The organism is Aeromonas sp. 84A (genome assembly GCF_051919345.1).
Lineage (GTDB): Bacteria > Pseudomonadota > Gammaproteobacteria > Enterobacterales > Aeromonadaceae > Aeromonas > Aeromonas veronii.
Map to the genome: position 1 here is coordinate 1 of NZ_JBQBEW010000001.1, position 26,327 is coordinate 26,327.

General features: G+C 55.3%; 22 protein-coding genes, 3 tRNA genes and 1 rRNA gene. 1 reads left to right on the forward strand and 25 read right to left on the reverse strand.

What is annotated here, in order from left to right:
* The 23 genes from ACTG20_RS00005 to ACTG20_RS00115 form a co-directional block, all read right to left on the reverse strand.
* Positions 1-1,155, reverse strand: a 16S ribosomal RNA gene (locus tag ACTG20_RS00005); the annotation flags it as partial.
* Between the two features lie 412 nt (positions 1,156-1,567).
* Positions 1,568-2,110: a D-glycero-beta-D-manno-heptose 1,7-bisphosphate 7-phosphatase gene (gene gmhB / locus ACTG20_RS00010; protein ID WP_194494694.1), complete on the reverse strand. Its 543-nt coding sequence runs from the start codon at positions 2,108-2,110 to the stop codon at positions 1,568-1,570.
* 113 nt (positions 2,111-2,223) lie between these two features.
* Entirely contained in the window at positions 2,224-3,408 is a 1,185-nt protein-coding gene (tuf, locus tag ACTG20_RS00015) for an elongation factor Tu (RefSeq protein WP_005339879.1), read from the reverse strand.
* Between the two features lie 54 nt (positions 3,409-3,462).
* On the reverse strand, positions 3,463-5,568 hold the full coding sequence (gene fusA, locus ACTG20_RS00020; protein WP_021229318.1) for an elongation factor G: 2,106 nt from the start codon (positions 5,566-5,568) through the stop codon (positions 3,463-3,465).
* A 75-nt stretch (positions 5,569-5,643) separates the two neighbouring features.
* Positions 5,644-6,114: a 30S ribosomal protein S7 gene (gene rpsG / locus ACTG20_RS00025; protein ID WP_005339911.1), complete on the reverse strand. Its 471-nt coding sequence runs from the start codon at positions 6,112-6,114 to the stop codon at positions 5,644-5,646.
* Positions 6,115-6,207: 93 nt separating this feature from the next.
* Positions 6,208-6,582, reverse strand: coding sequence for a 30S ribosomal protein S12 (gene rpsL, locus ACTG20_RS00030; RefSeq protein WP_005306278.1), 375 nt, complete (start codon positions 6,580-6,582; stop codon positions 6,208-6,210).
* Between the two features lie 182 nt (positions 6,583-6,764).
* Positions 6,765-7,043 (reverse strand): sulfurtransferase complex subunit TusB, encoded by a 279-nt coding sequence (tusB, locus tag ACTG20_RS00035; RefSeq protein WP_005339909.1) that lies wholly within the window; start codon positions 7,041-7,043, stop codon positions 6,765-6,767.
* Between the two features lie 7 nt (positions 7,044-7,050).
* Positions 7,051-7,410, reverse strand: a complete 360-nt coding sequence (tusC, locus tag ACTG20_RS00040) for a sulfurtransferase complex subunit TusC (RefSeq protein WP_005341830.1) — start codon at positions 7,408-7,410, stop codon at positions 7,051-7,053.
* Between the two features lie 8 nt (positions 7,411-7,418).
* The gene (gene tusD / locus ACTG20_RS00045; protein WP_139430114.1) at positions 7,419-7,811 is read right to left on the reverse strand and encodes a sulfurtransferase complex subunit TusD; all 393 of its coding nucleotides are present in this window, start codon (positions 7,809-7,811) and stop codon (positions 7,419-7,421) included.
* Positions 7,812-7,895: 84 nt separating this feature from the next.
* On the reverse strand, positions 7,896-8,276 hold the full coding sequence (locus ACTG20_RS00050) for a RidA family protein (protein WP_005339904.1): 381 nt from the start codon (positions 8,274-8,276) through the stop codon (positions 7,896-7,898).
* A 24-nt stretch (positions 8,277-8,300) separates the two neighbouring features.
* Entirely contained in the window at positions 8,301-9,017 is a 717-nt protein-coding gene (locus ACTG20_RS00055; protein ID WP_005339902.1) for a helix-turn-helix transcriptional regulator, read from the reverse strand.
* Between the two features lie 194 nt (positions 9,018-9,211).
* Positions 9,212-13,516 (reverse strand): DNA-directed RNA polymerase subunit beta', encoded by a 4,305-nt coding sequence (gene rpoC / locus ACTG20_RS00060; RefSeq protein ID WP_194494695.1) that lies wholly within the window; start codon positions 13,514-13,516, stop codon positions 9,212-9,214.
* A gap of 91 nt (positions 13,517-13,607) precedes the next feature.
* Positions 13,608-17,636 (reverse strand): DNA-directed RNA polymerase subunit beta, encoded by a 4,029-nt coding sequence (gene rpoB, locus ACTG20_RS00065; RefSeq protein WP_440007940.1) that lies wholly within the window; start codon positions 17,634-17,636, stop codon positions 13,608-13,610.
* 224 nt (positions 17,637-17,860) lie between these two features.
* Entirely contained in the window at positions 17,861-18,226 is a 366-nt protein-coding gene (rplL, locus tag ACTG20_RS00070) for a 50S ribosomal protein L7/L12 (RefSeq protein WP_005306304.1), read from the reverse strand.
* Positions 18,227-18,277: 51 nt separating this feature from the next.
* Positions 18,278-18,778: a 50S ribosomal protein L10 gene (gene rplJ, locus ACTG20_RS00075; RefSeq protein WP_005339895.1), complete on the reverse strand. Its 501-nt coding sequence runs from the start codon at positions 18,776-18,778 to the stop codon at positions 18,278-18,280.
* Between the two features lie 256 nt (positions 18,779-19,034).
* Positions 19,035-19,736 (reverse strand): 50S ribosomal protein L1, encoded by a 702-nt coding sequence (rplA, locus tag ACTG20_RS00080; RefSeq protein ID WP_005339888.1) that lies wholly within the window; start codon positions 19,734-19,736, stop codon positions 19,035-19,037.
* A gap of 4 nt (positions 19,737-19,740) precedes the next feature.
* Complete coding sequence (gene rplK, locus ACTG20_RS00085) at positions 19,741-20,169, reverse strand: 50S ribosomal protein L11 (protein ID WP_005339887.1); 429 nt, start codon at positions 20,167-20,169, stop codon at positions 19,741-19,743.
* A 134-nt stretch (positions 20,170-20,303) separates the two neighbouring features.
* Positions 20,304-20,855, reverse strand: coding sequence for a transcription termination/antitermination protein NusG (nusG, locus tag ACTG20_RS00090; protein ID WP_005306318.1), 552 nt, complete (start codon positions 20,853-20,855; stop codon positions 20,304-20,306).
* Positions 20,856-20,864: 9 nt separating this feature from the next.
* Entirely contained in the window at positions 20,865-21,236 is a 372-nt protein-coding gene (secE, locus tag ACTG20_RS00095) for a preprotein translocase subunit SecE (RefSeq protein ID WP_005306322.1), read from the reverse strand.
* A gap of 60 nt (positions 21,237-21,296) precedes the next feature.
* Positions 21,297-21,373, reverse strand: a tRNA-Trp gene (locus ACTG20_RS00100).
* A gap of 53 nt (positions 21,374-21,426) precedes the next feature.
* On the reverse strand, positions 21,427-22,611 hold the full coding sequence (gene tuf / locus ACTG20_RS00105) for an elongation factor Tu (protein WP_005341825.1): 1,185 nt from the start codon (positions 22,609-22,611) through the stop codon (positions 21,427-21,429).
* A gap of 168 nt (positions 22,612-22,779) precedes the next feature.
* Positions 22,780-22,854, reverse strand: a tRNA-Gly gene (locus ACTG20_RS00110).
* Between the two features lie 38 nt (positions 22,855-22,892).
* A tRNA-Tyr gene (locus tag ACTG20_RS00115) sits at positions 22,893-22,977 on the reverse strand.
* Between the two features lie 263 nt (positions 22,978-23,240).
* Between ACTG20_RS00115 and coaA the strand changes: the two genes are divergently transcribed.
* Entirely contained in the window at positions 23,241-24,179 is a 939-nt protein-coding gene (coaA, locus tag ACTG20_RS00120; RefSeq protein WP_194494696.1) for a type I pantothenate kinase, read from the forward strand.
* A gap of 80 nt (positions 24,180-24,259) precedes the next feature.
* Here coaA and birA read toward each other — a convergent pair whose 3' ends face one another.
* Entirely contained in the window at positions 24,260-25,225 is a 966-nt protein-coding gene (gene birA, locus ACTG20_RS00125; RefSeq protein ID WP_069555544.1) for a bifunctional biotin--[acetyl-CoA-carboxylase] ligase/biotin operon repressor BirA, read from the reverse strand.
* Positions 25,222-26,259, reverse strand: a complete 1,038-nt coding sequence (murB, locus tag ACTG20_RS00130) for a UDP-N-acetylmuramate dehydrogenase (protein ID WP_194494697.1) — start codon at positions 26,257-26,259, stop codon at positions 25,222-25,224. Before murB ends, birA begins: the two co-directional genes overlap by 4 nt.
* Positions 26,260-26,327: the final 68 nt, after the last annotated feature.

The window sequence follows — 26,327 nt, forward strand, 5'->3', positions numbered from 1 at the left end:
CTTGAGTTCCCACCATTACGTGCTGGCAACAAAGGACAGGGGTTGCGCTCGTTGCGGGACTTAACCCAACATCTCACGACACGAGCTGACGACAGCCATGCAGCACCTGTGTTCTGATTCCCGAAGGCACTCCCGCATCTCTGCAGGATTCCAGACATGTCAAGGCCAGGTAAGGTTCTTCGCGTTGCATCGAATTAAACCACATGCTCCACCGCTTGTGCGGGCCCCCGTCAATTCATTTGAGTTTTAACCTTGCGGCCGTACTCCCCAGGCGGTCGATTTAACGCGTTAGCTCCGGAAGCCACGTCTCAAGGACACAGCCTCCAAATCGACATCGTTTACGGCGTGGACTACCAGGGTATCTAATCCTGTTTGCTCCCCACGCTTTCGCACCTGAGCGTCAGTCTTTGTCCAGGGGGCCGCCTTCGCCACCGGTATTCCTCCAGATCTCTACGCATTTCACCGCTACACCTGGAATTCTACCCCCCTCTACAAGACTCTAGCTGGACAGTTTTAAATGCAATTCCCAGGTTGAGCCCGGGGCTTTCACATCTAACTTATCCAACCGCCTGCGTGCGCTTTACGCCCAGTAATTCCGATTAACGCTTGCACCCTCCGTATTACCGCGGCTGCTGGCACGGAGTTAGCCGGTGCTTCTTCTGCGAGTAACGTCACAGCTGGCAGTTATTAGCTACCAACCTTTCCTCCTCGCTGAAAGTGCTTTACAACCCGAAGGCCTTCTTCACACACGCGGCATGGCTGCATCAGGGTTTCCCCCATTGTGCAATATTCCCCACTGCTGCCTCCCGTAGGAGTCTGGACCGTGTCTCAGTTCCAGTGTGGCTGATCATCCTCTCAGACCAGCTAGGGATCGTCGCCTTGGTGAGCCATTACCTCACCAACTAGCTAATCCCACCTGGGTTCATCCAATCGCGCAAGGCCCGAAGGTCCCCTGCTTTCCCCCGTAGGGCGTATGCGGTATTAGCTACCGTTTCCAGTAGTTATCCCCCTCGACTGGGCAGATCCCCAGGCATTACTCACCCGTCCGCCGCTCGCCGGCAAAAGTAGCAAGCTACTTTCCCGCTGCCGCTCGACTTGCATGTGTTAGGCCTGCCGCCAGCGTTCAATCTGAGCCATGATCAAACTCTTCAATTTAAGTTTGGTTGCTTCGAAAAGCGGCTCAATGAATTGCTGAAATAAACTGTTCGACTTCTTATTGCTAAGAAATCGTCTTGGTCACTTCACCAGACATTGAAAATCAAAAATTGTTTTTGATGTTCGATGCTGTGAGTGCCCACACAGATTGCTTGATTCAAATTGTTAAAGAGCGACGCAACAGTGTGTTGCTGCGGGAGTGGAATTCTACTCAACCGCCTTCTCGAGTCAAGCCTTATTTACAAAGGCTTTTCGAGGTTATCGACGAGGTTGTTTGCGTTGCCGCTTGCCCTGTCGATGGAGGCGCATTATAGGGAACAGATTCTTTCTGGCAAGCAGATAATTGCAAAAAGATGGCTTTCGCTGTTTGTTCGCTCACAAAGCCACCAATTGGCATATTAAACCGGCGAAATCAGCGCACTGCAGGCACCGCAACAGCAAAATCGTGCAGATTGTCATAGAGAGCATCGGCCAGCGCACTACCCGTTTCGGTCACCGGCTTACCGGTTCTGACCATGATCTTGTGACCAACACCAGCATTGACGGCAGCTTTTAGATCGGAAGGCTTGTCACCCACCATATAGGAACGACTCATGTCGATCCCCAGTTCCTGTTGTGCCAACAGCAGCATGCCTGGCTCCGGTTTGCGGCAATCACAGGGGGCGCCGTGATCCGGGTGATGGGGGCAGAAGTAGATGCCATCAAGATCCACATCCCGATCAGCCAGTGACCAATCCATCCATTCAGTCAGATTCATGAAGTCATCTTCACTGAAGTAGCCGCGGGCGATTCCGGACTGGTTAGTGACGACGACCAGTAGATAGCCTTTCTTTTTGAGGAGCTGCAGAGCGTCTATGACTCCGGGCAGAAAATGGAAATCATCGACCTGGCTGACATAGCCAGTGTCTTCATTGATGACACCGTCACGATCCAGAAAAATGGCGGGGTTGCTCACGGAAACTACCTCTATCAATGGTTTTGCCCAGTATCTCACAGGCCATAAATAGCCCCAAAAATAAAAGGGGTGGCCGAAGCCACCCCTTTTCATGTTTGTATATAACGAATCGATTAGGCGATTACGCTAGCTACAACACCAGCACCTACGGTACGGCCACCTTCACGGATAGCGAAACGCAGGCCGTCGTCCATTGCGATCGGAGCAATCAGGGTAACAACCATTTTGATGTTGTCGCCCGGCATTACCATCTCTACGCCTTCCGGCAGTTCGATGGTACCGGTCACGTCGGTAGTACGGAAGTAGAACTGCGGACGGTAGCCTTTGAAGAACGGGGTATGACGACCACCTTCTTCTTTGGACAGTACGTACACTTCAGATTCGAACTTGGTGTGCGGCTTGATAGAACCCGGCTTGGCCAGTACCTGACCACGCTCTACGTCTTCACGCTTAACACCACGCAGCAGCGCGCCGATGTTCTCGCCTGCACGACCTTCGTCCAGCAGCTTACGGAACATTTCAACACCGGTACAGGTGGTAGAAACGGTATCTTTGATACCAACGATTTCTACAGTCTCACCTACTTTAACGATACCGCGCTCTACACGACCGGTAACTACGGTACCACGGCCAGCGATAGAGAATACGTCTTCGATAGGCATCAGGAACGGTTGGTCAATCGCGCGCTCCGGCTCCGGGATGTAGGTATCCAGGTGGCCAGCCAGCTCGATGATCTTCTCTTCCCACTGAGCGTCGCCTTCCAGCGCTTTCAGCGCGGAACCACGAACTACCGGCAGGTCATCACCCGGGAAGTCGTACTCGGTCAGCAGTTCACGAACTTCCATCTCAACCAGTTCGAGCAGCTCTTCGTCATCAACCATGTCACACTTGTTCATGAACACGATCATGTACGGGATACCAACCTGACGACCCAGCAGGATGTGCTCACGAGTCTGCGGCATCGGGCCGTCAGTCGCCGCTACTACCAGGATCGCGCCGTCCATCTGGGCAGCACCGGTGATCATGTTTTTAACGTAGTCGGCGTGACCCGGGCAATCTACGTGGGCGTAGTGACGGGTAGCGGTGTCGTATTCTACGTGGGAGGTGTTGATGGTGATACCACGCTCACGCTCTTCCGGTGCCTTGTCGATCTGGTCGAAGGCGAAAGCTTTACCACCGAAGTGCTTGGCCAGCACGTTGGTGATAGCTGCAGTCAGGGTGGTTTTACCGTGGTCAACGTGGCCGATGGTACCGACGTTTACGTGCGGTTTATTACGCTCAAATTTTTCTTTAGACACGACGTAGTCCTTCTAGGTTAAACCCGCCTACCGTCGTAGGCGGGGAATCTTAAATTACTTGGATTTGCGCTCTTCGATCACGGCTTGTGCAACGTTGGTCGGTGCATCGTGATACTTGGCGAATTCCATGGCGTAGGAAGCACGACCTTGGGTAGCGGAACGCAGTGCAGTTGCATAACCGAACATTTCGGCCAGCGGCACCAGAGCACGTACGATCTTGCCGGACGGGCCATCTTCCATACCTTCGATCAGGCCACGACGACGGTTCAGGTCACCGATAACGTCGCCCATGTAATCTTCCGGAGTTTCAACTTCTACTTTCATGATCGGCTCGAGCAGAACCGGGTTGGCTTTCATGAAGCCAGCCTTAAAGGCCATGGAAGCAGCGATTTTGAACGCCAGTTCGGAAGAGTCGACATCGTGGTAAGAACCGAAGTGCAGACGCACACCCAGATCCATAACCGGGTAACCAGCCAGCGGACCAGATTTGAGCTGCTCACGGATACCTTTATCAACACCTGGGATGAATTCACCAGGAATGACACCACCTTTGATGTCGTTGACGAATTCGTAGGCTTTGCCTTCTTCCAGCGGGTACATGTCGATAACAACATGACCGTACTGACCGCGACCACCAGACTGCTTGGCATGCTTGCCTTCGATGTCTTTAACGGTGGTACGGATGGTTTCACGGTAAGCAACCTGCGGCTTACCTACGTTGGCTTCAACCTTGAACTCGCGGCGCATACGGTCAACGATGATGTCCAGGTGCAGCTCACCCATACCAGCGATGATGGTTTGACCTGACTCTTCGTCAGTCCATACGCGGAAGGACGGATCTTCCTGAGCCAGACGGCCCAGAGCCAGACCCATCTTCTCCTGGTCAGCCTTGGTTTTCGGCTCAACCGCGATAGAAATTACCGGCTCCGGGAATTCCATACGCTCGAGGATGATCGGTGCGTTCGGGTCACACAGGGTGTCACCAGTGGTCACGTCTTTCAGACCGATGGCAGCAGCGATGTCACCAGCGCGTACTTCTTTGATCTCTTCACGCTTGTTGGCATGCATCTGAACGATACGGCCAAAACGCTCGCGCTTGTCCTTGACGGAGTTCAGCACGGTGTCACCGGAGTTGATCACGCCAGAGTAGACACGGAAGAAGGTCAAGTTACCAACGAACGGGTCGGTAGCGATCTTGAACGCCAGAGCAGAGAACGGCTCGTCATCGGAAGCGTGACGCTCGTCTTTGGTCTCGCCGTCCATTTTCAGGCCGTCGATAGCAGCAACGTCGGTCGGAGCCGGCAGGTACTCGATCACGGCATCCAGCATGGCCTGTACGCCCTTGTTCTTGAACGCGGAGCCACAGGTTACCAGGATGATTTCGTTGTTCAGCACGCGCTGACGCAGAGCACCTTTGATCTCTTCCTCGGTCAGCTCTTCGCCGCCCAGGTATTTTTCCATCAGGTCTTCAGACGCTTCAGCAGCGGCTTCAACCAGATTCATGCGCATTTCTTGCGCCTGTTCCAGCAACTCGGCCGGGACGTCTTCGTAATCGAAGGATACGCCCTGATCAGCTTCATTCCAGTTGATGGCTTTCATCTTGACCAGGTCAACAACGCCCTTGAAGTTCTCTTCAGAGCCGATGTTCAGCTGAAGGGGAACCGGAGTACCTTTCAGACGGGTCTTGATGTGCTCAACGCAGCGCAGGAAGTTGGCGCCGGTACGGTCCATCTTGTTGACGAACGCGATACGGGGAACCTTGTACTTGTTAGCCTGACGCCATACGGTTTCAGACTGTGGCTGTACGCCACCTACGGCACAGTACACCATCACGGCACCGTCCAGAACACGCATTGAACGCTCTACTTCGATAGTAAAGTCAACGTGGCCCGGGGTATCGATGATGTTGATACGGTGCGGTTGGAACTGTTTACCCATACCGGACCAGAAAGCGGTGGTCGCGGCGGAGGTGATGGTGATACCACGCTCTTGTTCCTGTTCCATCCAGTCCATGGTGGCAGCGCCATCGTGAACTTCACCGATCTTGTGACTTACACCGGTGTAAAACAGTACGCGCTCGGTAGTAGTAGTCTTACCGGCGTCAATGTGAGCGGAGATACCGATGTTACGATAACGCTCAATGGGGGTTGTACGAGCCATTGTCATCCTCTTACTAAGGCGCTTGTCCCTAGATAATTAAAGGTGCGCAGAGTCAAAAGACCCTGCGCAAGCGGATTACCAGCGGAAGTGAGCGAAGGCTTTGTTCGCTTCAGCCATACGGTGAACGTCTTCACGTTTCTTGACAGACGAACCCTTATTGTCAGCGGCATCCAGCAGCTCGCCAGCCAGACGCTGAGCCATTGATTTTTCACCACGTTTACGAGCGGCATCAACCAACCAGCGCATTGCCAGGGCATTGCGACGTACCGGACGAACTTCTACCGGCACCTGATAGGTTGCACCACCGACGCGACGAGATTTAACCTCGACCGCCGGACGAATGTTATCCAGAGCTTCTTCGAATACGGCCAGGTGCTCTTTGCCAGATTTGGTGGCAATGATGTCCAGGGCGCCATAAACAATGGCTTCTGCAACAGATTTCTTACCGTCAACCATTACTACGTTGACAAATTTAGCCAGCAGCTCTGATCCGAACTTGGGATCTGGCAGGATTTTACGCTGACCAACAACACGACGTCTTGGCATTTCAAATTCTCCGTAACTTCAGGGATTACCCAAAACTAGAAAGCTATCTAACTAGAAACGAATTAACGTTTGGCCTTACTTAACGGAGAACCATTAAGCTTTAGGACGCTTCACGCCATACTTGGAGCGAGCCTGCTTACGGTCTTTAACACCGGCACAGTCCAACGCACCACGAACGGTGTGATAACGAACACCTGGCAAGTCTTTTACACGACCGCCACGGATCAGAACAACAGAGTGCTCTTGCAGGTTGTGACCTTCACCGCCGATGTAGGAGGTGACTTCGAAGCCGTTGGTCAGACGTACACGGCACACTTTACGCAGTGCAGAGTTAGGCTTCTTCGGGGTGGTGGTATATACACGAGTGCATACGCCACGCTTCTGAGGGCACGCTTCCAGCGCCGGCACGTTGCTTTTCACAACGAGCTTGATGCGTGGCTTGCGAACCAACTGGTTAATAGTTGCCATCAAAAGGCTCCTGATAATGACTTCATAAACGTGTGGAAAATCCTCCCCGCAGATACGGGGACGCGAAATTTTATGCCCTGTTGTCTGGGGAGTCAAGATTTATACAATTTGCGTCACAAAAGGGCAATTCGGATCCGTTTGATTTCACGACATCACCTTGAATTTTCTTGAAAATATGCTTCTCAGCCACCCCAGGTGCGCGGAGAACCTTTTTGCGCAATCAGTGCCACCAGACCCGCCATATCGAGCACATTGCCCACCCGATGCTGCAAACCGCGAGCTTGCAGATCTTCCTGCATTACATAAAGCGGGATACCCGCCAGCCGCGCGCTCCACTGGGGAGCCGATGCCGCAATCACGGCATCCTGCATCAGTACCAGCTCATCCTCGGGCTGAAGGTATGAGAGCGCCTCTGCCAGAGCCTGACTCTGAAAGGGGGAGTTCAATATCAGATGCAACATGGAGACCTCAAAAGCTGATGTGAGTCGAACATTGTGCCCAGCGCCGAGCCAGTTCCTGGCGCGGCAGACTCTCGACGGGGATCAGCAGATCATCTACTGTCACACCACGCTCTGCCAGCGAGTCAGCACAAACATAGACCTCTTCGATGTCGTAGAGTTCCAGCATTTTGAAGGTGGGGGCGTAGTGGCGCTGCAAAATGGCGGCAGGCTGCTGCTCCTTGAGCAGCTGCAGCACGCCGTCCCCAATCAGGAAGAGGGCCAGCTCATCGGTCATGGCCGAGGTGGCCAACAAGGCATCCAGTCCTTCCCGGCCAGCGGCATGGCCATGGGGACCACGACTGCAGATAAAGGCGATTTTCTTGCTCATGACTCCCCCTAGAACTGAACCAGTCGATCGGCGGTGAGCGCTGCCTCGGCCAACTGGCCCAGACCGCTCAGGCAAAATGGCGCTTGCAGATTGAAGTGCACCTGCCCTGCCCCCTTGGCCTCCTGCTCATCGAGCACACCGCGCCGCATGGCGGCGGCGACACAGACGTCGATACAGATCCCCTGCTCTTCTGCCAGCTCTCGCCACAGACGCACCAGGTCAGTCTCATCGGATGCAGGCAGATGCAGACCGTTGCCGTTGCAGACCCCATCCTGATAGAAGAACAGGTGGGACAAGGTATGCCCCTGTGCCAACAGGGTGCGGGCAAAACGATAGGCTGTGCTGGCCGATTGGGTGCCATAGGCAGGCCCCGTGACCAGGATGGCAAAACTCAGACTCATAGCAGGACTCCTGTGCTGACCCGGTCCATTTTACGCCAAAAACAAAAAAGCCCCTGCCAGGAGGGGCTTGATTCAATCTGTTGATCAGAGATGGGCAATCGCCTCGACCTCGACCAGCACATCTTTCGGCAGACGGGCCACCTCCACGCAGGAGCGGGCTGGCGCCGCATCGCCAAAGTAGCGGGCATAGACCTGATTGAAGGCAACGAAGTTGTTCATGTCGCTCAGGAAGCAGGTGGTTTTGACCACTTTGCTGGCATCGGCACCGGCAGCGTGCAACACGGCAACCAGGTTCTTCATCACCCGTTCGGCCTGCTCTTCAATGCCGCCAGCCACGATTTCCATGGTGGCAGGATCGAGCGGGATCTGCCCGGAGGTGAAGATCATCTCGCCAACCTTGGTAGCCTGAACATACGGACCAATCGCGGCAGGCGCCTTGTCGGTTGCAATCACTTCTTTAGCCATTCATCTATCCCCTTCTGGAATGAGTTACTCGTTCTCGTCTTCACCCTGCTTGCGCTGTCGGATGTAAAGATAAACGGTATGTTTTGAAATATTGAGTTTGTCCGCCACCAGATTGATCGAATCCTTGATGTCGAAAATGCCCTTCTCGAACAGCTGGGTCACGATGAAGCGATTCTTGGCATTGTTGGCCACGGTGGGATCACGGTTGATCTCGTCGATAGTGTTATCCACCGTCTGGGCAACCAGCTCTTCCACGCTATTGGCGAAGGTCTCTGGTGACTGACGCGCCGCCTGCTGGGGCGTCGGGAAAAATTCGGCCACGAACTCGTGGAAAGGCGCATTGATGTGCAGGTTGATGCAGATAAGCCCCACCACTTGCCGCTCGCTGTTGCGAATGGCGATAGTGCTCGACTTCATCAGCGCGCCGGTACGGCTGCGAGCGAAATAGCTCTGGGTGTAATCCTGGCCGGTGCTCTCGATGTCCTTGAGCATGCGCAGGGCGAGATCGGTGATGGGCGCCCCGAGGGTGCGTCCGGTATTGAAGCCGTTAGCGATCTTGATCACCGACTCGTGCAGATTTTCCAGGGAGTGGAGAACCACTTCACAATGCTTGCCGAACAGCTCGGCCAAGCCATCGATGAGCCCATCGTATGAGCGCAACAATTCCCTGTCTTCATCTGTAAAAGTGCGGCTGATCAGCTGTTCTTCGGGAAGCATGGCTTCCTCGATACCGACAGTCATGTTCTACCCCTGTAATAACCATTCAACTTTCCCGAGTTTTAAATTGCAGGGGAGTAAAGTCAACTTTTTTTGATTTTTTACTCTACAACTTTGCTCTGGATCATCCTGAAACCCGCGCTGCGTCTACCATTGCCGAGGAATTGGCCAACAAAAAGGGCTCCTTGAAGGAGCCCTTTTCAATCACGGATGACGAGTTACTCTTCGTCGAAGCTACCGGCTGCGTTCAGCAGATCCGCCAGGTTCTGCTCCGCTTCATCAGCGGTCACCTGCGGGGCACCAACAGCACGAGCTGCGGCAGCACGCTGGTTGATCCGGCTGTGGTGGTAGGCAAAGCCGGTACCAGCCGGGATCAGACGACCCACGATGACGTTCTCTTTCAGACCACGCAGTTCATCACGCTTGCCACCTACGGCGGCTTCGGTCAGAACGCGAGTGGTTTCCTGGAAGGAAGCCGCGGAGATGAAGGACTCGGTGCTCAGAGATGCCTTGGTAATACCCATCAGTACATGACGGTAGGTCGCAGGGGTCTTGCCCTCGGCAACCAGCTTACGGTTGGCAATCTTCACACGAGCCACTTCAACCTGTTCGCCTTCGATCAGATCGGTATCGCCAGCGCTCAGGATCTCGCACTTGCGCAGCATCTGACGAACGATGACTTCGATGTGCTTGTCGTTGATCTTAACGCCTTGCAGACGGTAAACGTCTTGCACTTCGTTGGCGATGTAGTTGGCGACCGGGCTGATACCGCGCAGACGCAGGATGTCGTGAGCAGACTCAGGACCGTCCGCCAGCACTTCACCCTTCTCAACTTTTTCACCTTCGAACACGTTCAGGTTACGCCACTTCGGAATCATCTCTTCGTAGACGTTGCCACCATCGGTCGGGGTGATGACCAGACGGCGTTTGCCCTTGGTCTCTTTCCCGAAGGAGATGGTACCGGAGATCTCGGCCAGAATTGCCGGTTCCTTCGGTTGACGTGCTTCGAACAGATCCGCAACGCGCGGCAGACCACCGGTGATGTCCTTGGTACCGCCAGACTCTTGCGGGATACGCGCTACCGCGTCACCCACGCCCACGTTGGCACCATCTTCCAGGTTCACGATCGCCTTGCCCGGCAGGAAGTACTGGGCGGCTACATCGGTACCCGGGATCATCACGTCTTTGCCGTTCAGGTCGACCAGTTTAACGGTCGGACGCATCTCTTTACCGGCGCTCGGACGCTCGTTGACGTCCAGAACAACGATAGAAGAGAGACCGGTCAGCTCGTCGGTCTGACGAGTGATGGTCACGCCATCGATCATGTGTTCGAACTGCAGGCGACCTGCCACTTCGGTGATGATCGGGTGGGTGTGCGGATCCCAGTTGGCAACGGTCTCGCCAGCACTCACGGCCTGGCCATCCTTCACTTCCAGCACGGAACCGTAAGGCAGCTTGTGGCTTTCCTTGGTACGGCCCATGTCGTCCATGATGGTCAGTTCGGTAGAACGTGAGGTGATAACCAGTTTGTCATCGCTGTTGTGAACGAACTTGGCGTTCTGCAGCTTGATGGTACCTGTGTTCTTGACCTGGATGCTGCTTTCAGCAGCGGCACGAGATGCAGCACCACCGATGTGGAAAGTACGCATCGTCAGCTGGGTACCCGGTTCACCGATGGACTGGGCGGCGATAACACCGACTGCCTCACCCTTGTTAACCAGGTGACCACGGGCCAGATCACGGCCGTAGCAGTGAGCACAGTTACCGAAGTCGGTTTCACAGGTGATGGCAGAACGTACCTTCACACGGTCAACGGAGTTACGCTCCAGCAGGTCACACAGCTGCTCGTCGAGCAGGGTGTTGCGAGCAACCAGGATCTCGTCCTCGGTACCCGGCTTGATGACATCTTCTGCCACCACACGACCCAGCACGCGCTCACGCAGCGGCTCGACCACGTCGCCACCCTCGATCAGCGGAGTCATCCACAGACCGTCGGTAGTGCCGCAATCGTCCTCGGTGATCACCATGTCTTGCGCCACGTCTACCAGACGACGAGTCAGGTAACCGGAGTTCGCAGTCTTCAGTGCAGTATCGGCCAGACCCTTACGAGCACCGTGGGTAGAGATAAAGTACTGCAGTACGTTCAGACCTTCGCGGAAGTTCGCGATGATCGGGGTCTCGATGATGGAGCCATCCGGCTTGGCCATCAGGCCACGCATACCGGCCAGCTGACGGATCTGGGCGGCGGAACCACGCGCACCAGAGTCGGCCATCATAAAGATGCTGTTGAACGAGGCCTGCTCTTCTTCTTCACCCAGCGAGTTGACGTTACGCTCTTTGGACAAGTTCTCCATCATGGCCTTGGAGACGCGCTCGTTGGCGCTGGCCCAGATATCGATAACCTTGTTGTAACGCTCGCCCGCAGTTACCAGACCTGACAGGAACTGGTCCTGGATCTCGGCAACTTCGGCTTCGGCTGCCGCGATGATGTCTTTCTTGGCATCCGGGATGACCATGTCATCGATACCAACGGAAGCACCGGACAGGGCCGCGTAGTGGAAACCGGTATACATCAGCTGGTCAGCGAAGATAACGGTGTCCTTCAGGCCCTGCTTGCGATAGCAGGTGTTCAGCAGACGAGAGATGAGCTTTTTGCCCAGCGCCTTGTTGGATACGCACTTGATCCAGTTCTGCGGATTGGCATCCAGATCAGCCTGTTCTGCAGCAGTCAGCACCTTCGGCTCGTCGATCAGGGCGTATTCCATACCTTTGGGCAGGATCAGGCTCAGGATCGCACGACCAACGGTGGTGTTCTTCATCTCGGTGTGTTCACGCAGAGAACCGTCTTCCTGACGCAGGTATTCGGTAATGCGTACTTTCACACGAGCATGCAGATCGGCCAAACCGGCGCGATATACTTTCTCGGCTTCTTTCGGGCCGGCCAGCACCATACCTTCGCCTTTGGCGTTGATACGGGCACGGGTCATGTAGTACAGACCCAAGACCACGTCCTGAGAAGGAACGATGATCGGCTCACCAGAGGCAGGCGACAGGATGTTGTTGGTAGACATCATCAGCGCACGCGCTTCCAGCTGGGCTTCCAGGGTCAGCGGTACGTGGACCGCCATCTGGTCACCATCGAAGTCCGCGTTATACGCAGCACAAACCAGCGGGTGCAGCTGGATTGCCTTGCCTTCGACCAGAGTCGGTTCGAATGCCTGGATACCCAGACGGTGTAGAGTCGGTGCACGGTTCAGCAGAACCGGGTGTTCGCGGATCACTTCGTCCAGGATATCCCAAACGACAGCTTCCTCACGCTCCACCATCTTCTTGGCGGCCTTGATAGTGGTCGCCAGACCGCGGGTTTCCAGTTTGCCATAGATGAACGGCTTGAACAGTTCCAGCGCCATCTTCTTCGGCAGACCGCACTGATGCAGACGCAGAGTCGGGCCTACGGTGATAACGGAACGACCGGAGTAGTCGACACGCTTACCGAGCAGGTTCTGACGGAAACGACCCTGCTTACCCTTGATCATGTCGGCCAGGGATTTCAGCGGGCGCTTGTTGGAACCGGTGATGGCACGACCGCGACGGCCGTTATCCAGCAGGGCATCGACGGACTCTTGCAGCATACGCTTTTCGTTGCGCACGATGATGTCCGGAGCAGCCAGATCCAGCAGACGCTTCAAGCGGTTGTTACGGTTGATCACGCGACGGTACAGATCGTTCAGATCGGAAGTCGCGAAACGGCCGCCGTCCAGGGGTACCAGCGGACGCAGGTCCGGCGGCAGCACAGGCAGCACTGTCATGATCATCCACTCCGGCTTGTTGCCGGACTGCAGGAAAGCTTCCATCAGCTTCAGACGCTTGGTGGTCTTCTTGCGCTTGGTCTCGGAGTTGGTTTGATCCAGCTCCTCACGCATGGTTTTGACTTCACCTTCCAGATCGATAGCGCGCAGCAATGCCAGGATTGCTTCGGCACCCATCTTGGCGTCAAATTCGTCGCCCCACTCTTCCAGCGCATCCAGGTACTGCTCTTCAGAGAGCATCTGGCTGCGTTCGAGGTTGGTCATACCCGGCTCGATTACCACGAAAGATTCGAAGTAGAGCACGCGCTCAATGTCGCGCAGGGTCATGTCCAGCAGCAGACCGATACGGGACGGCAGGGACTTCAGGAACCAGATGTGGGCAGTCGGGCTGGCCAGCTCAATGTGGCCCATACGCTCACGACGGACCTTGGTCTGGGTCACTTCAACGCCGCACTTCTCACAGATCACACCACGGTGTTTCAGGCGCTTGTACTTGCCGCACAGACACTCGTAGTCCTTCACCGGTCCGAAGATACGGGCGCAGAACAGACCATCACGCTCCGGCTTGAAAGTCCGGTAGTTGATGGTCTCAGGCTTTTTGACCTCACCGAATGACCAGGAGCGGATCATGTCAGGAGAGGCCAGACCGATCTTGATACTGTCAAACTCTTCGGTCTTGGTCTGAGCCTTCAAAAACTTGAGTAAGTCTTTCACGTGTTTCCCCTGTCAGGAGTCTAACCTCGGCGCCCCGGCTGCCAAAACAGCGGGGCGCCCACGTCAATTCTCGAACAATAAGAGCGAGCTCTTATTCTTCGTCCAGCTCGATGTTGATACCCAGAGAGCGGATTTCCTTCAGCAATACGTTGAAGGATTCGGGCATGCCCGGCTCCATACGGTGGTCGCCATCCACGATGTTCTTATACATCTTGGTACGGCCATTCACATCGTCAGACTTGACGGTCAGCATTTCCTGCAGGGTATATGCCGCACCGTAAGCCTCCAGGGCCCACACTTCCATCTCACCGAAACGCTGACCACCGAACTGAGCCTTACCACCCAGCGGCTGCTGGGTAACCAGGCTGTAAGAACCGGTAGAACGCGCGTGCATCTTGTCGTCGACCAAGTGGTTCAGCTTGAGCATGTACATGTAACCAACGGTTACTTTACGCTCGAAGCGGTTACCGGTACGGCCATCGAACAGATCAATCTGACCGGATTCCGGCAGATCGGCCAGCTTCAGCAGGGCTTTGATTTCGCGCTCTTTGGCACCATCAAACACTGGAGTAGCAACCGGCAGACCCTTACGCAGGTTACCCACCAGGGTACGTACGTCGTCATCAGACAGTTCGGCGATGTTCACTTGCTGGGTGTCCTTCTCGCCCAGGTCATAGACCTGTTGCAGGAAGTTGCGCATCTCGTGCAGCTCGCGCTGCTCTTTGACCATGCGATCGATCTTCTCGCCGATACCCTTGGCCGCAAGGCCCAGGTGCACTTCGAGGATCTGACCGATGTTCATACGGGATGGTACGCCCAACGGGTTCAGTACGATGTCGACCGGACGGCCGAACTCGTCATGAGGCATATCCTCGACCGGACAGATCTTGGAGATAACACCCTTGTTACCGTGACGGCCCGCCATCTTGTCACCCGGCTGGATGCGACGCTTGACTGCCAGATAAACCTTGACGATTTTCAGTACGCCCGGTGCCAGATCATCACCCTGGATAATCTTGCGACGCTTGTTCTCGAATTTCTTGTCGAACTCGGCTTTCAGCTCAACGTGCTGTTCAGCGATCTGTTCCAGTTCGGTCTGCTTGCCTTCGTCTTCGATGGCCAGTTCAAACCACTTGGAGCGATCGAGCTTGTTCAGACGATCTTCGCTGTAACCGGCGGCCAGCAGCAGGTTGCGGGAGCGGCCGAAAATGCCGTCTTCCAGGATCTTGAACTCTTCGGTCAAGTCCTTCTTCGCTTCCTTCAACTGCATCTCTTCGATTTCTTTGGCGCGCTTGTCTTTTTCCACGCCATCGCGGGTAAAGACTTGCACGTCAACCACGGTACCGTACACACCGTTCGGTACACGCAGGGAGGAGTCCTTCACATCGGACGCCTTCTCACCGAAGATGGCGCGCAGCAGCTTCTCTTCCGGCGTCAGCTGGGTTTCACCTTTCGGGGTTACCTTACCGACCAGAATGTCGCCGCCCTTCACTTCAGCACCCACGTAGACGATACCGGACTCGTCCAGCTTGGACAGAGCGGCTTCACCCACGTTCGGGATGTCAGCAGTGATCTCTTCCGGACCCAGCTTGGTGTCACGGGAGATACAGGCCAGTTCCTGGATATGGATGGTGGTCAGGCGATCTTCCTGAACAACACGCTCGTTCACCAGGATCGAGTCTTCGAAGTTGTAACCGTTCCACGGCATGAACGCGACGCGCATGTTCTGACCCAGCGCCAGTTCACCCAGATCGGTGGACGGGCCGTCAGCCAGTACGTCGCCAGCCATGACCGGCTCACCCAACATCACACAAGGACGCTGGTTGATACAGGTGTTCTGGTTGGAACGGGTGTATTTGGTCAGGTTGTAGATGTCGATACCGGCTTCGCCTGGCATCAGCTCATCTTCATTGACCTTCAGGACGATACGGGAGGCATCGACATAGTCGATTACGCCGCCACGCTTGGCTACTACGGTTACACCGGAGTCAACGGCCACAGCGCGTTCCATACCGGTACCTACCAGCGGCTTGTCTGCACGCAGAGTCGGTACAGCCTGACGTTGCATGTTTGAACCCATCAATGCGCGGTTCGCGTCATCGTGTTCCAGGAACGGGATCAGAGCGGCTGCCACAGATACGATCTGCTGCGGGCTCACGTCCATATACTGGATCTGGTCGGCGTTCATAAAGGTGGATTCACCTTTGTGACGGCACGGGATCAATTCATCTTTCAGACGGCCATCTTCGGTGGTCGCGGCGTTAGCCTGTGCGATCACGTACTTGCCTTCTTCAATAGCAGACAGGTAGTCCACTTCGTCGGTGATCACACCGTCAATGACCTTACGGTACGGGGTCTCGAGGAAACCGTACTCGTTGGTACGAGAGTACACGGACAGAGAGTTGATCAGACCGATGTTCGGACCTTCAGGAGTCTCGATAGGGCACAGACGACCGTAGTGAGTCGGGTGTACGTCTCGGACTTCAAAGCCGGCACGCTCACGAGTCAAACCGCCCGGGCCCAGCGCGGAGATACGACGCTTGTGGGTCACTTCGGAGAGCGGGTTGTTCTGGTCCATAAACTTGGACAGCTGGCTGGAACCAAAGAACTCTTTGACTGCGGCAGAGATCGGCTTGGCGTTGATCAGATCCTGCGGCATCAGGGTGTCCAGGTCGCCCAGGGAGAGACGCTCCTTGACCGCACGCTCGACACGCACCAGACCGACGCGGAACTGGTTTTCAGCCATTTCACCGACAGAACGGATACGACGGTTACCCAAGTGGTCGATATCGTCCACTTCGTCGTTACCGTTACGGATGTCGATCAGGCGCTTCATCACATCGACGATGTCGTCTTTGGTCAGTACACCAGCGCCAGTCTCGTCTTCACGACCCAGACGGCGGTTGAACTTCATCCGACCTACGGTAGACAGGTCGTAACGCTCGGCGGAGAAGAACAGGTTTTCGAACAGCTGTTCTGCAGCTTCGCGAGTAGGCGGCTCGCCCGGACGCATCATGCGATAGATCTCGACCAGCGCTTCCAAACGGTTGGAGCTGGAGTCGACACGCAGGGTCTCGGACATGTAAGCACCGTGATCCAGTTCGTTGGTGAACAGAACCTCGAAATGCTTGAAGCCGGCTTGGGACAGGTTGGCGATCGCTTCCAGGCTCAGTGCCTGGTTGGCGGTCACGACCATCTCGCCAGTTTGCGGATGTGCGTAGTCCTTGGCAGCAACCTTGCCAACAACATACTCAACCGGAACCTCAATCTGGGTAACGGCGTCTTTTTCCAACTGACGGATGTGACGCGCAGTCACACGACGACCGGTCTCAACCACCACGGCGCCATTGGCCACGATGTCAAAGGTCGCAGTTTCACCACGCAGACGCTCCGGCACCAGATCCATCATCAACTTGCCATCTTTTACTTCAAAACCGATGGTCTCGAAGAAGGTGGCCAGGATTTGTTCGGAAGTGAAGTCCAGGGCGCGCAGAATAATGGATGCTGGCAGTTTGCGACGACGGTCGATACGGACAAACAGGTTGTCTTTCGCATCAAACTCGAAGTCCAGCCAGGAGCCACGGTAGGGGATAACGCGAGCGTTATACAGTACCTTACCGGATGAATGAGTTTTGCCTTTATCGTGGTCGAAGAAGACGCCCGGGCTGCGGTGCAGCTGGGAGACGATAACCCGCTCGGTACCATTGATAACAAAGGTGCCGTTCTCGGTCATGAGCGGAATTTCGCCCATGTATACTTCTTGTTCCTTGATGTCTTTGACGGTGCCGGCAGCTGCTTCACGGTCGTACAGAACCATACGAAGCTTGACACGCAGCGGCGCGGAGTAGGTCACTCCACGGATCTGGCATTCTTTTACGTCAAATACCGGCTCACCCAGGCGATAGCTGACATACTGAAGCTCAGCACTACCGGAGTAACTGGTGATCGGGAAAACGCTACGGAAAGCGGCCTCTAGGCCATATTCACCTTCCGGGTCAGCCTCGATGAACTGCTTGAAGGAGTCCAGCTGAATGGACAACAGATAAGGCGTGTCCAGTACCTGGTCTCGCTTACCGAAGTCCTTACGAATGCGTTTTTTTTCGGTATAAGAGTAAACCATAGGGTTCCTCAGCTCGCTGATAAGTGACCCACTCTGTCCCGCGGGACAGCTCTGTCTCAACACCGTTTTGTGTTGGCCCGGACGAAAGAAGACAGTCCGGATTGCTGGTGCACCGAGAGTCGTAAACGGTGTGAAATGCTCTCAGTCTACAGCGCAAAAAGGCTGGTGAACAAAAATTCACCAGCCCTAGCCTGTTTTATCAGGCTAATCTACATAAATGCAGATTATTTGATCTCAACAGAAGCACCGGCAGCTTCCAGCTCTTTCTTCAGAGCTTCAGCTTCGTCCTTGGACACGCCTTCCTTCAGGTTAGCCGGAGCAGCTTCTACCAGATCTTTGGCTTCTTTCAGGCCCAGACCGGTAGCGCCACGAACGGCTTTGATAACGGCAACTTTGTTGGCGCCAGCAGCAGTCAGAACTACGTCGAACTCGGTCTTCTCTTCTACTGCTTCAGCAGCAGCCGGGCCAGCCATTACGGCAGCAGCGGCAGAAACACCGAACTTCTCTTCCATAGCTTCGATCAGCTCAACAACTTCCATTACGGACATGGAAGCAACGGCTTCGATGATTTGGTCTTTAGTGATAGACATGACAAAAATTCCTGATGTTGAATAAACTCAAACAGCCTAAATAGGCGAGAATCAAGCAGCAGCTTGTTTCTGGTCGCGAACAGCAGCGATAGTACGAACCAGCTTGCCAGCAGAGGCTTCTTTCATAGTAGCCATCAACTTCGCAATTGCTTCTTCGTAAGTCGGCAGCGTGGCCAGACGATCAATTTGTGCTGCGGCGATAAACTCACCGTTAAAAGCGCCAGCCTTGATTTCGAACTTTTGGTTCGCTTTGGCAAACTCTTTGAACAGACGAGCAGCAGCGCCCGGGTGTTCGTTAGAGAAAGCAATCAAGGTAGGACCGGTAAATGCGTCGTTCAGGCACTCGTATTCGGTACCTTCTACCGCGCGACGCAGCAGGGTGTTACGCACAACGCGCATGTACACACCGGCTTCACGAGCGGTTTTACGCAGGACGGTCATCTTGTCTACAGTTACACCGCGAGAATCGGCAACAACTGCAGAAAGAGCGCCTTTGGCAGCTTCGTTGACTTCAGCAACAATTGCCTTTTTGTCTTCGAGTCCCAATGCCATTGGCTTAACTCCTGGATTGAATCCGGGTCTATTGACCCAGTACTGACACATCCCCCCTACCTTTACAACAGAGGGGAACGATGCGGTAGCAGGATTCCAGAAGAGAAAGAATCTTTCTCGCTGGGTTTCCGGCACCGTCTACGCAGGAAACATTAAGGCTTTGCAGCCTCCTGCGGTCTTGGACGGAGGTCGAAACCCCCAACCAATCAAGGCGCAAAATTATAGATTAAATTTTGCGCCTTGTAAAACCCATCAATTAGGCCTGAGCTTCCAGAGAAGCTTGGTCTACGGCAACACCGGCACCCATGGTGGTGGAGATGCTGACTTTCTTGATGAATTGACCTTTGGCGGAAGAGGGCTTGCCTTTTTTCAGGGCAACCAGCAGAGCTTCCAAGTTTTCTTTCAGCTGAACTTCGTTGAAAGAAACCTTACCCAGAGTGGTATGGATGATACCATTCTTGTCGTTACGGTAACGAACCTGACCAGCCTTGGCGTTCTTGACAGCTTCGGCAACGTTAGGAGTTACAGTACCAACTTTCGGGTTCGGCATCAGGCCGCGCGGGCCCAGGATTTGACCCAGTTGACCAACAACGCGCATGGCATCCGGGGATGCGATAACTACGTCGAAGTTCATCTCGCCTTTCTTAACCAGATCGGCCAGGTCATCCATACCTACCAGGTCAGCACCGGCAGCTTTTGCTGCTTCGGCGTTGGCACCTTGAGTAAATACGGCAACGCGTACATCACGACCGGTACCGTGCGGCAGTACAGTAGCACCACGTACGTTCTGGTCAGATTTACGAGCGTCGATACCCAGGTTGACAGCAACGTCAACGCTTTCAACGAACTTGGCGGTAGCCAGTTCTTTCAGCAGGGCAATGGCTTCGTTGATGGAGTACTCTTTGGTACCGTCAACTTTTTCGCGAATAACGCGCATACGCTTGGAAAGTTTAGCCATTGTCTTAATCCTCCACTACCAGACCCATGGAACGAGCGGAGCCTGCGATGCAACGTACTTTTGCATCCAGATCGGCACCAGTCATATCCGGCTCTTTGGTCTTGGCGATTTCTTGCAGCTGGGCAACGGTCACCTTACCAACCTTGTCTTTGTTCGGCTTGGAAGAACCAGACTTGATGCCAGCAGCTTTCTTCAGCAGGAAGGAAGCAGGCGGAGTCTTGGTTTCGAAGGTGAAGGAACGGTCGCTGTAAACGGTGATCACGACCGGAGTCGGTGAACCTTTTTCCAGCTTCTCTGTACGAGCGTTGAACGCCTTACAGAATTCCATGATGTTAACACCGTGTTGACCCAGTGCAGGACCAACGGGAGGAGACGGGTTGGCTGCACCAGCAGCAACCTGCAGCTTGATATAAGCTGTGACTTTCTTAGCCATTAGGAAAATACCTCAAAAATGGGTTCTAGCGCCTCGGAGACTTGCTCCTGCAAACGGCTCCCCAACTAATAAAGGGGCAGCGAATTATAGAGATATTCACTGCCCCTGACAACCGTTAAACGTACAGAATTCAATCAGCCTTTTTCGACCTGACCAAAATCCAGTTCAACAGGAGTAGAACGACCGAAGATCAGTACAGAGACCTTCACGCGGCTCTTCTCATAATCTACCTCTTCAACGGTACCGTTGAAGTCGGCAAACGGACCATCGGCAACTCGCACCATTTCACCCGGTTCAAACAGGGTTTTCGGACGCGGCTTGTCGTGGGCATCCTGCAGACGGTTCAGGATGGCATCGGCCTCTTTGTCGGAGATCGGTGCCGGACGGTCGGAAGTACCGCCGATGAAGCCCATTACACGCGGTACGTTACGTACCAAGTGCCATGTGGTTTCATCCATGATCATCTGGACCAGGACATAACCCGGGAAAAACTTGCGCTCACTCTTGCGCTTCTGGCCAGCACGCATCTCGACCACTTCTTCGGTCGGGACCAGTACTTCACCGAACATGTCTTCCATGCCATGCATCTTGATATGTTCGCGCAGGGACTTGGCTACACGGCCTTCATAGCCGGAAAAAGCCTGCACGACATACCATCTCATACGTTGTTCACGTTGTTCAGTCATGGCTTATCCTTACACACCGGTAATCAGGTTGACCAACCAGACCAAGGCACCGTCCAGAACGAACAGCAGCAGCCCCATCACGGCGGTCACCGCCAGCACAATCAGGGTTGTCTGAATGGCCTCCTGACGGGTCGGCCATACGACCTTGCGGACTTCCAGGCGAGACTCACGGGCGAATGCCAGTGTTGCCTTTCCCTTGGTGGTTTGCAGGGCTACTGCACCAGCAGCAGCAATGACAACGACCACACCCAGGGCGCGGACGGCAGCGACAACATCGTTGAGCAGGTAATTACCCACTACAGCGGCCGCCAGGATAATGAAAACCAGGCCCCAAAGCAGGGTATCCTTGCTTCCGCCCTGGCTCTCAGAACTAACACTCATACAACCCACCTGTATCTGACGTAACCAAAGACACAAAAGCCCCGTACGAGACGAGGTATATGGCAGGGGCGGCAGGACTCGAACCCGCAACCATCGGTTTTGGAGACCGCTGTTCTACCAATTCGAACTACGCCCCTACACAAGAAAGCCCCTATTATAGGGGCTTTGCTTTATTTATGTAAGCCAAAGATTAAGCGATAACTTTAGCTACAACACCAGCACCTACGGTACGGCCACCTTCACGGATAGCGAAACGCAGGCCGTCGTCCATCGCGATCGGCGCAATCAGGGTAACAACCATCTTGATGTTGTCGCCCGGCATTACCATCTCTACGCCTTCCGGCAGTTCGATGGTACCGGTCACGTCGGTAGTACGGAAGTAGAACTGCGGACGGTAGCCTTTGAAGAACGGGGTATGACGACCACCTTCTTCTTTGGACAGCACGTACACTTCAGATTCAAACTTGGTGTGCGGCTTGATGGTGCCCGGCTTGGCCAGTACCTGACCACGCTCAACTTCTTCACGCTTCACGCCACGCAGCAGGGCGCCGATGTTCTCGCCTGCACGACCTTCGTCCAGCAGCTTGCGGAACATTTCAACACCAGTACAGGTGGTAGAAACGGTATCTTTGATACCAACGATTTCTACGGTCTCACCTACTTTAACGATACCGCGCTCTACACGACCGGTAACTACAGTACCACGGCCAGCGATAGAGAATACGTCTTCGATCGGCATCAGGAACGGCTGGTCAATCGCACGCTCCGGCTCCGGAATGTAGCTGTCCAGGTGACCAGCCAGTTCCAGGATCTTCTCTTCCCACTGAGCTTCGCCTTCCAGCGCTTTCAGTGCAGAACCACGAACTACCGGCAGGTCATCACCCGGGAAGTCGTACTCGGACAGCAGTTCACGAACTTCCATCTCGACCAGTTCCAGCAGCTCTTCGTCATCTACCATGTCACACTTGTTCATGAACACGATGATGTACGGAACGCCTACCTGACGACCCAGCAGGATGTGCTCACGAGTCTGCGGCATCGGGCCGTCAGTCGCTGCTACTACCAGGATCGCGCCGTCCATCTGGGCAGCACCGGTGATCATGTTTTTAACGTAGTCGGCGTGACCCGGGCAATCTACGTGGGCGTAGTGACGGGTAGCGGTGTCGTATTCTACGTGGGAGGTGTTGATGGTGATACCACGCTCACGCTCTTCCGGTGCCTTGTCGATCTGGTCGAAGGCGAAAGCTTTACCACCGAAGTGCTTGGCCAGCACGTTGGTGATAGCTGCAGTCAGGGTGGTTTTACCGTGGTCAACGTGGCCGATGGTACCCACGTTAACGTGCGGTTTATTACGCTCAAATTTTTCTTTAGACATGATCGTCCCTCTAAACTAACGCTGAGTACGCGGTGGCAAGCTAACCACAGAACAGTTTATATGATGGATTTGAATCTGGTGGGAAAGAGAGAGGTACTGATGGCTGGTTCGCTTGCCGAACTCACCCTAGGGTGCGGCTCTGCTAACGCCTGAGCCATATCAGCATCTTGGAGCGGGCAGCGGGAATCGAACCCGCATCATCAGCTTGGAAGGCTGAGGTAATAGCCATTATACGATGCCCGCATTTCTCTAACCCAAAGAACTCAAACCGCAGAGAAATATGGTGGAGGGAGAAGGATTCGAACCTTCGAAGGCAGAGCCGTCAGATTTACAGTCTGATCCCTTTGGCCGCTCGGGAACCCCTCCAGACGCCAGATTGTCACAACGGTAATTCTGCTTGCACCCGTTGTGTTTATCGCTTTTGCACGGCAAATAGACGACAGACAGTCAAGCGTCGCGCATTTTATTGTAAGGTTTTGGGGGATGCAACCATTGAACCCGGCAAAATATGCTTTATTGCTGGGAAGTTTGCAAAAAAGCGGGGGCAAACAAGCCAATCCTGCTGCGTCCCTTGTCGCTCCCCCACCCTTGGTGTATGGTCGCCGTGCCCAAGAAACAGTGATGACACCATGACGACAGAGCATAACCCCTATCTGCAATTCACCCGCGAACAATGGGCGTTATTGCGCGATTCGGTCCCCCTGACCCTGACCGAACACGATCTGCAGACCCTGCGCGGGATCAACGAGAAGGTGTCATTGCAGGAAGTGGAAGAGATATATCTGCCTCTCTCCCGCCTGCTCAATCTCTATGTCAAAGCCAAACAGCGTCGCAGCCGGGTGCTGGAGCAGTTCCTCGGCCAGTCCCGCGGCAAGGGCACCTATATCATCAGCATTGCCGGCAGCGTGGCGGGGGGCAAAAGTACCACAGCCCGTATTCTGCAGGCCCTGCTGGAGCGCTGGCCGGAACATCCGCGGGTGGAGCTGGTCACCACCGACGGCTTCCTCTATCCCAACAAGGTACTGGAAGAGCGCGGCCTGATGCGTCGCAAGGGGTTCCCGGAATCCTACGATATCCGCCATCTGGTGGAATTTGTCGCCAATATCCGCGCCGGTCACGAGAAGGTCGAAGCGCCGGTTTACTCCCACCTTATCTACGACATCATACCCGATGAGAAAAAGGTGGTGGAGCAGCCGGACATCCTGATCCTGGAAGGGCTCAATGTGCTGCAAAGCGGCATGGACTACCCTCAGGAGCCCCATCGGGTCTTCGTGTCAGACTTTGTCGACTTCTCCATCTATGTGGATGCCGATGCCGAACTGCTGCGTACCTGGTATATCGAACGCTTCCTGAAATTCCGCAGCGGCGCCTTCTCGGATCCCGACTCCTACTTCCATAACTACGCCAAGCTGGCGGAGAGTGAGGCGACCCAGATCGCGAGCAACATCTGGCAAGATATCAACTATCTGAATTTGCAAGAAAATATCCTGCCAACGCGTGAGCGAGCCAACCTGATCATGACCAAGGGCCATGAGCACGCCATCGAGCAGATCAAACTGCGCAAATGATGACTGCAGTTGCCGGATAACGAAGAGGGGGCCCGCAGGCCCCCTCTTCTATTTGGCATCATGAGCGGCCTTGCTGACCCTCAGTCGCCCCGGCGCAGGGAGAGCTCGCCCCCCAGATAGAATTTGATCCCTTCGCCTGTCTCCAGTCGCAGGGCGCCGCGATCGTCGATACCACGAGCGATGCCGCGGATCTCCTGATCCCCCATCAGCAAGCGCACCGGGCGACCGGCAAAGTGATCGAGGCGGTTCCACTCATCGACAAAGCTTGCCAACCCCTGTTGCTCAAAGGTGTGCAGCGCCCGCTGCAGATGGACGATCATCCGGGCCGCCAACTGATTGCGATCGACCAGCTCGGGATTGATGTGGCGCAGCTCGGCCCAGGCTTGATCGATCTTCTCCCCTTCACGGGCAGGCATCGCCAGATTGAGACCGATGCCGATCACCAGATGACAGCTGGCCCCGGCGCTACCGCTCATCTCCACCAGTATTCCCGCCAACTTGCGGCCCTGATAGTAGAGGTCGTTCGGCCACTTGAGCTCGACGCCTTGATAGCCAAGGGACTCCAGCGCTTCAACCACTGCCACGCCGACCGCCAGACTCAGCCCCATGGCCGCCGCCATGCCTTGTTCGAGTCGCCAGTACATGCTGAGGATCAGCTGGCAACCAAACGGCGAAATCCAGGGTTTGCCACGACGACCGCGCCCGGCGGTCTGACACTCGGCCAGACAGCTCTCGCCAGAGCGCAGCTCATTGACCCGATCCAGCAGGTGTTGGTTGGTCGAGCCTATGACCGGAAAACAGTGCACCGGCGCCATCGGGGCCAGTACCTGCAAGGTGGCCTGATCATATAGCGCCATCGGCACCGCCAGCCGGTAGCCTTTGCCGGTCAGGCTAAAGAGATCCAGCCCCAGCTCCTTGAGCGCCGCCATGTGTTTGCTTACCGCCGCCCGGCTGATGCCGAGCTGCTCACCCAGCTGTTCGCCGGAGTGAAACTGGCCGTCGCTAAGCAGGGTGATCAGGGTCTGTCTGATGGGAGTCAACGTCATGAGAGCACCTCGTCGAGCCAGGTTTCACCATGCGCACCCATAAAACGCACCTCGTGCTCCAGCACCACGCCAAACGTCTGCTCCACACTGTCGCGGACATGAGCCGCCAGCGCGATCAGCTCCATGGCAGTGGCGCCCCCCAGATTGACCAGCACCAGCGCCTGCTCCTGATGGACGGCGGCGCGACCAATGGCGAAACCTTTCAGGCCGCACTGATCGATGAGCCAGCCCGCCGCCAGCTTGGCCTGCCCTTCTCCGGCCGGATAGCAGGGCATCTGCGGATAGCGCGCCTTGAGATTCTCCACCAGCGCGGCAGGCACCACCGGATTCTTGAAGAAGCTGCCCGCATTGCCGAGCACCGCAGGATCCGGCAGCTTGGCCATGCGGGTGGCACAGACGGTATCGAAGATGGCCTGCGCCGGAGGCTCATCACCGAGCGCCGCCAGTGGGCCATAGCCCAGCACCGGTTGCCACGCCTTGGGCAGTTTGAGTCCGATGGCGGTGATCAGGTGGGAATCCTGATACTCCTGTTTGAAGATACTGTCGCGATAACCGAAGCGGCACTCTGCCGCCGCGATCCGTTCAACCTCGCCACTCTGCCAGTTGAACGCCTCGACATAGGCGCAGAAGTCGGCCAGCTCAACGCCATAGGCACCGATGTTCTGCACCGGCGCGGCACCGACCGTACCGGGAATGAGCGCCAGATTCTCCAGCCCGAACCAGCCCTGTTGCAAGGTATGACGCACCAGCTGATGCCAATCTTCACCCGCCGCCACATGGAGCAACCAGTGATCGCCACCATCTTCAGCGGTAATCCCCTTGAGCCGGTTGAGCACCACCAGACCGAGAAAATCGGTGGTGAAGAGCATGTTGCTGCCGCCGCCCAGATTGAGGCGCGGCAGCTGGTTGAACTGCGGATCGGCACGCAGGGTCGCCAGATCGGCAACCTGCTCCACCTCGGCCAGCCAGAGGCAGTACGCATCGAGGGCAAGGGTGTTGAGCTTCAACAAGGAGGCGTTGGCATTCAGTTTCATCGGTCTATCCCGGCTTGGTGCAAGGGCGCAGTCTACCTCAAGTTGCCCCATGACGAAAAACCCGAGCC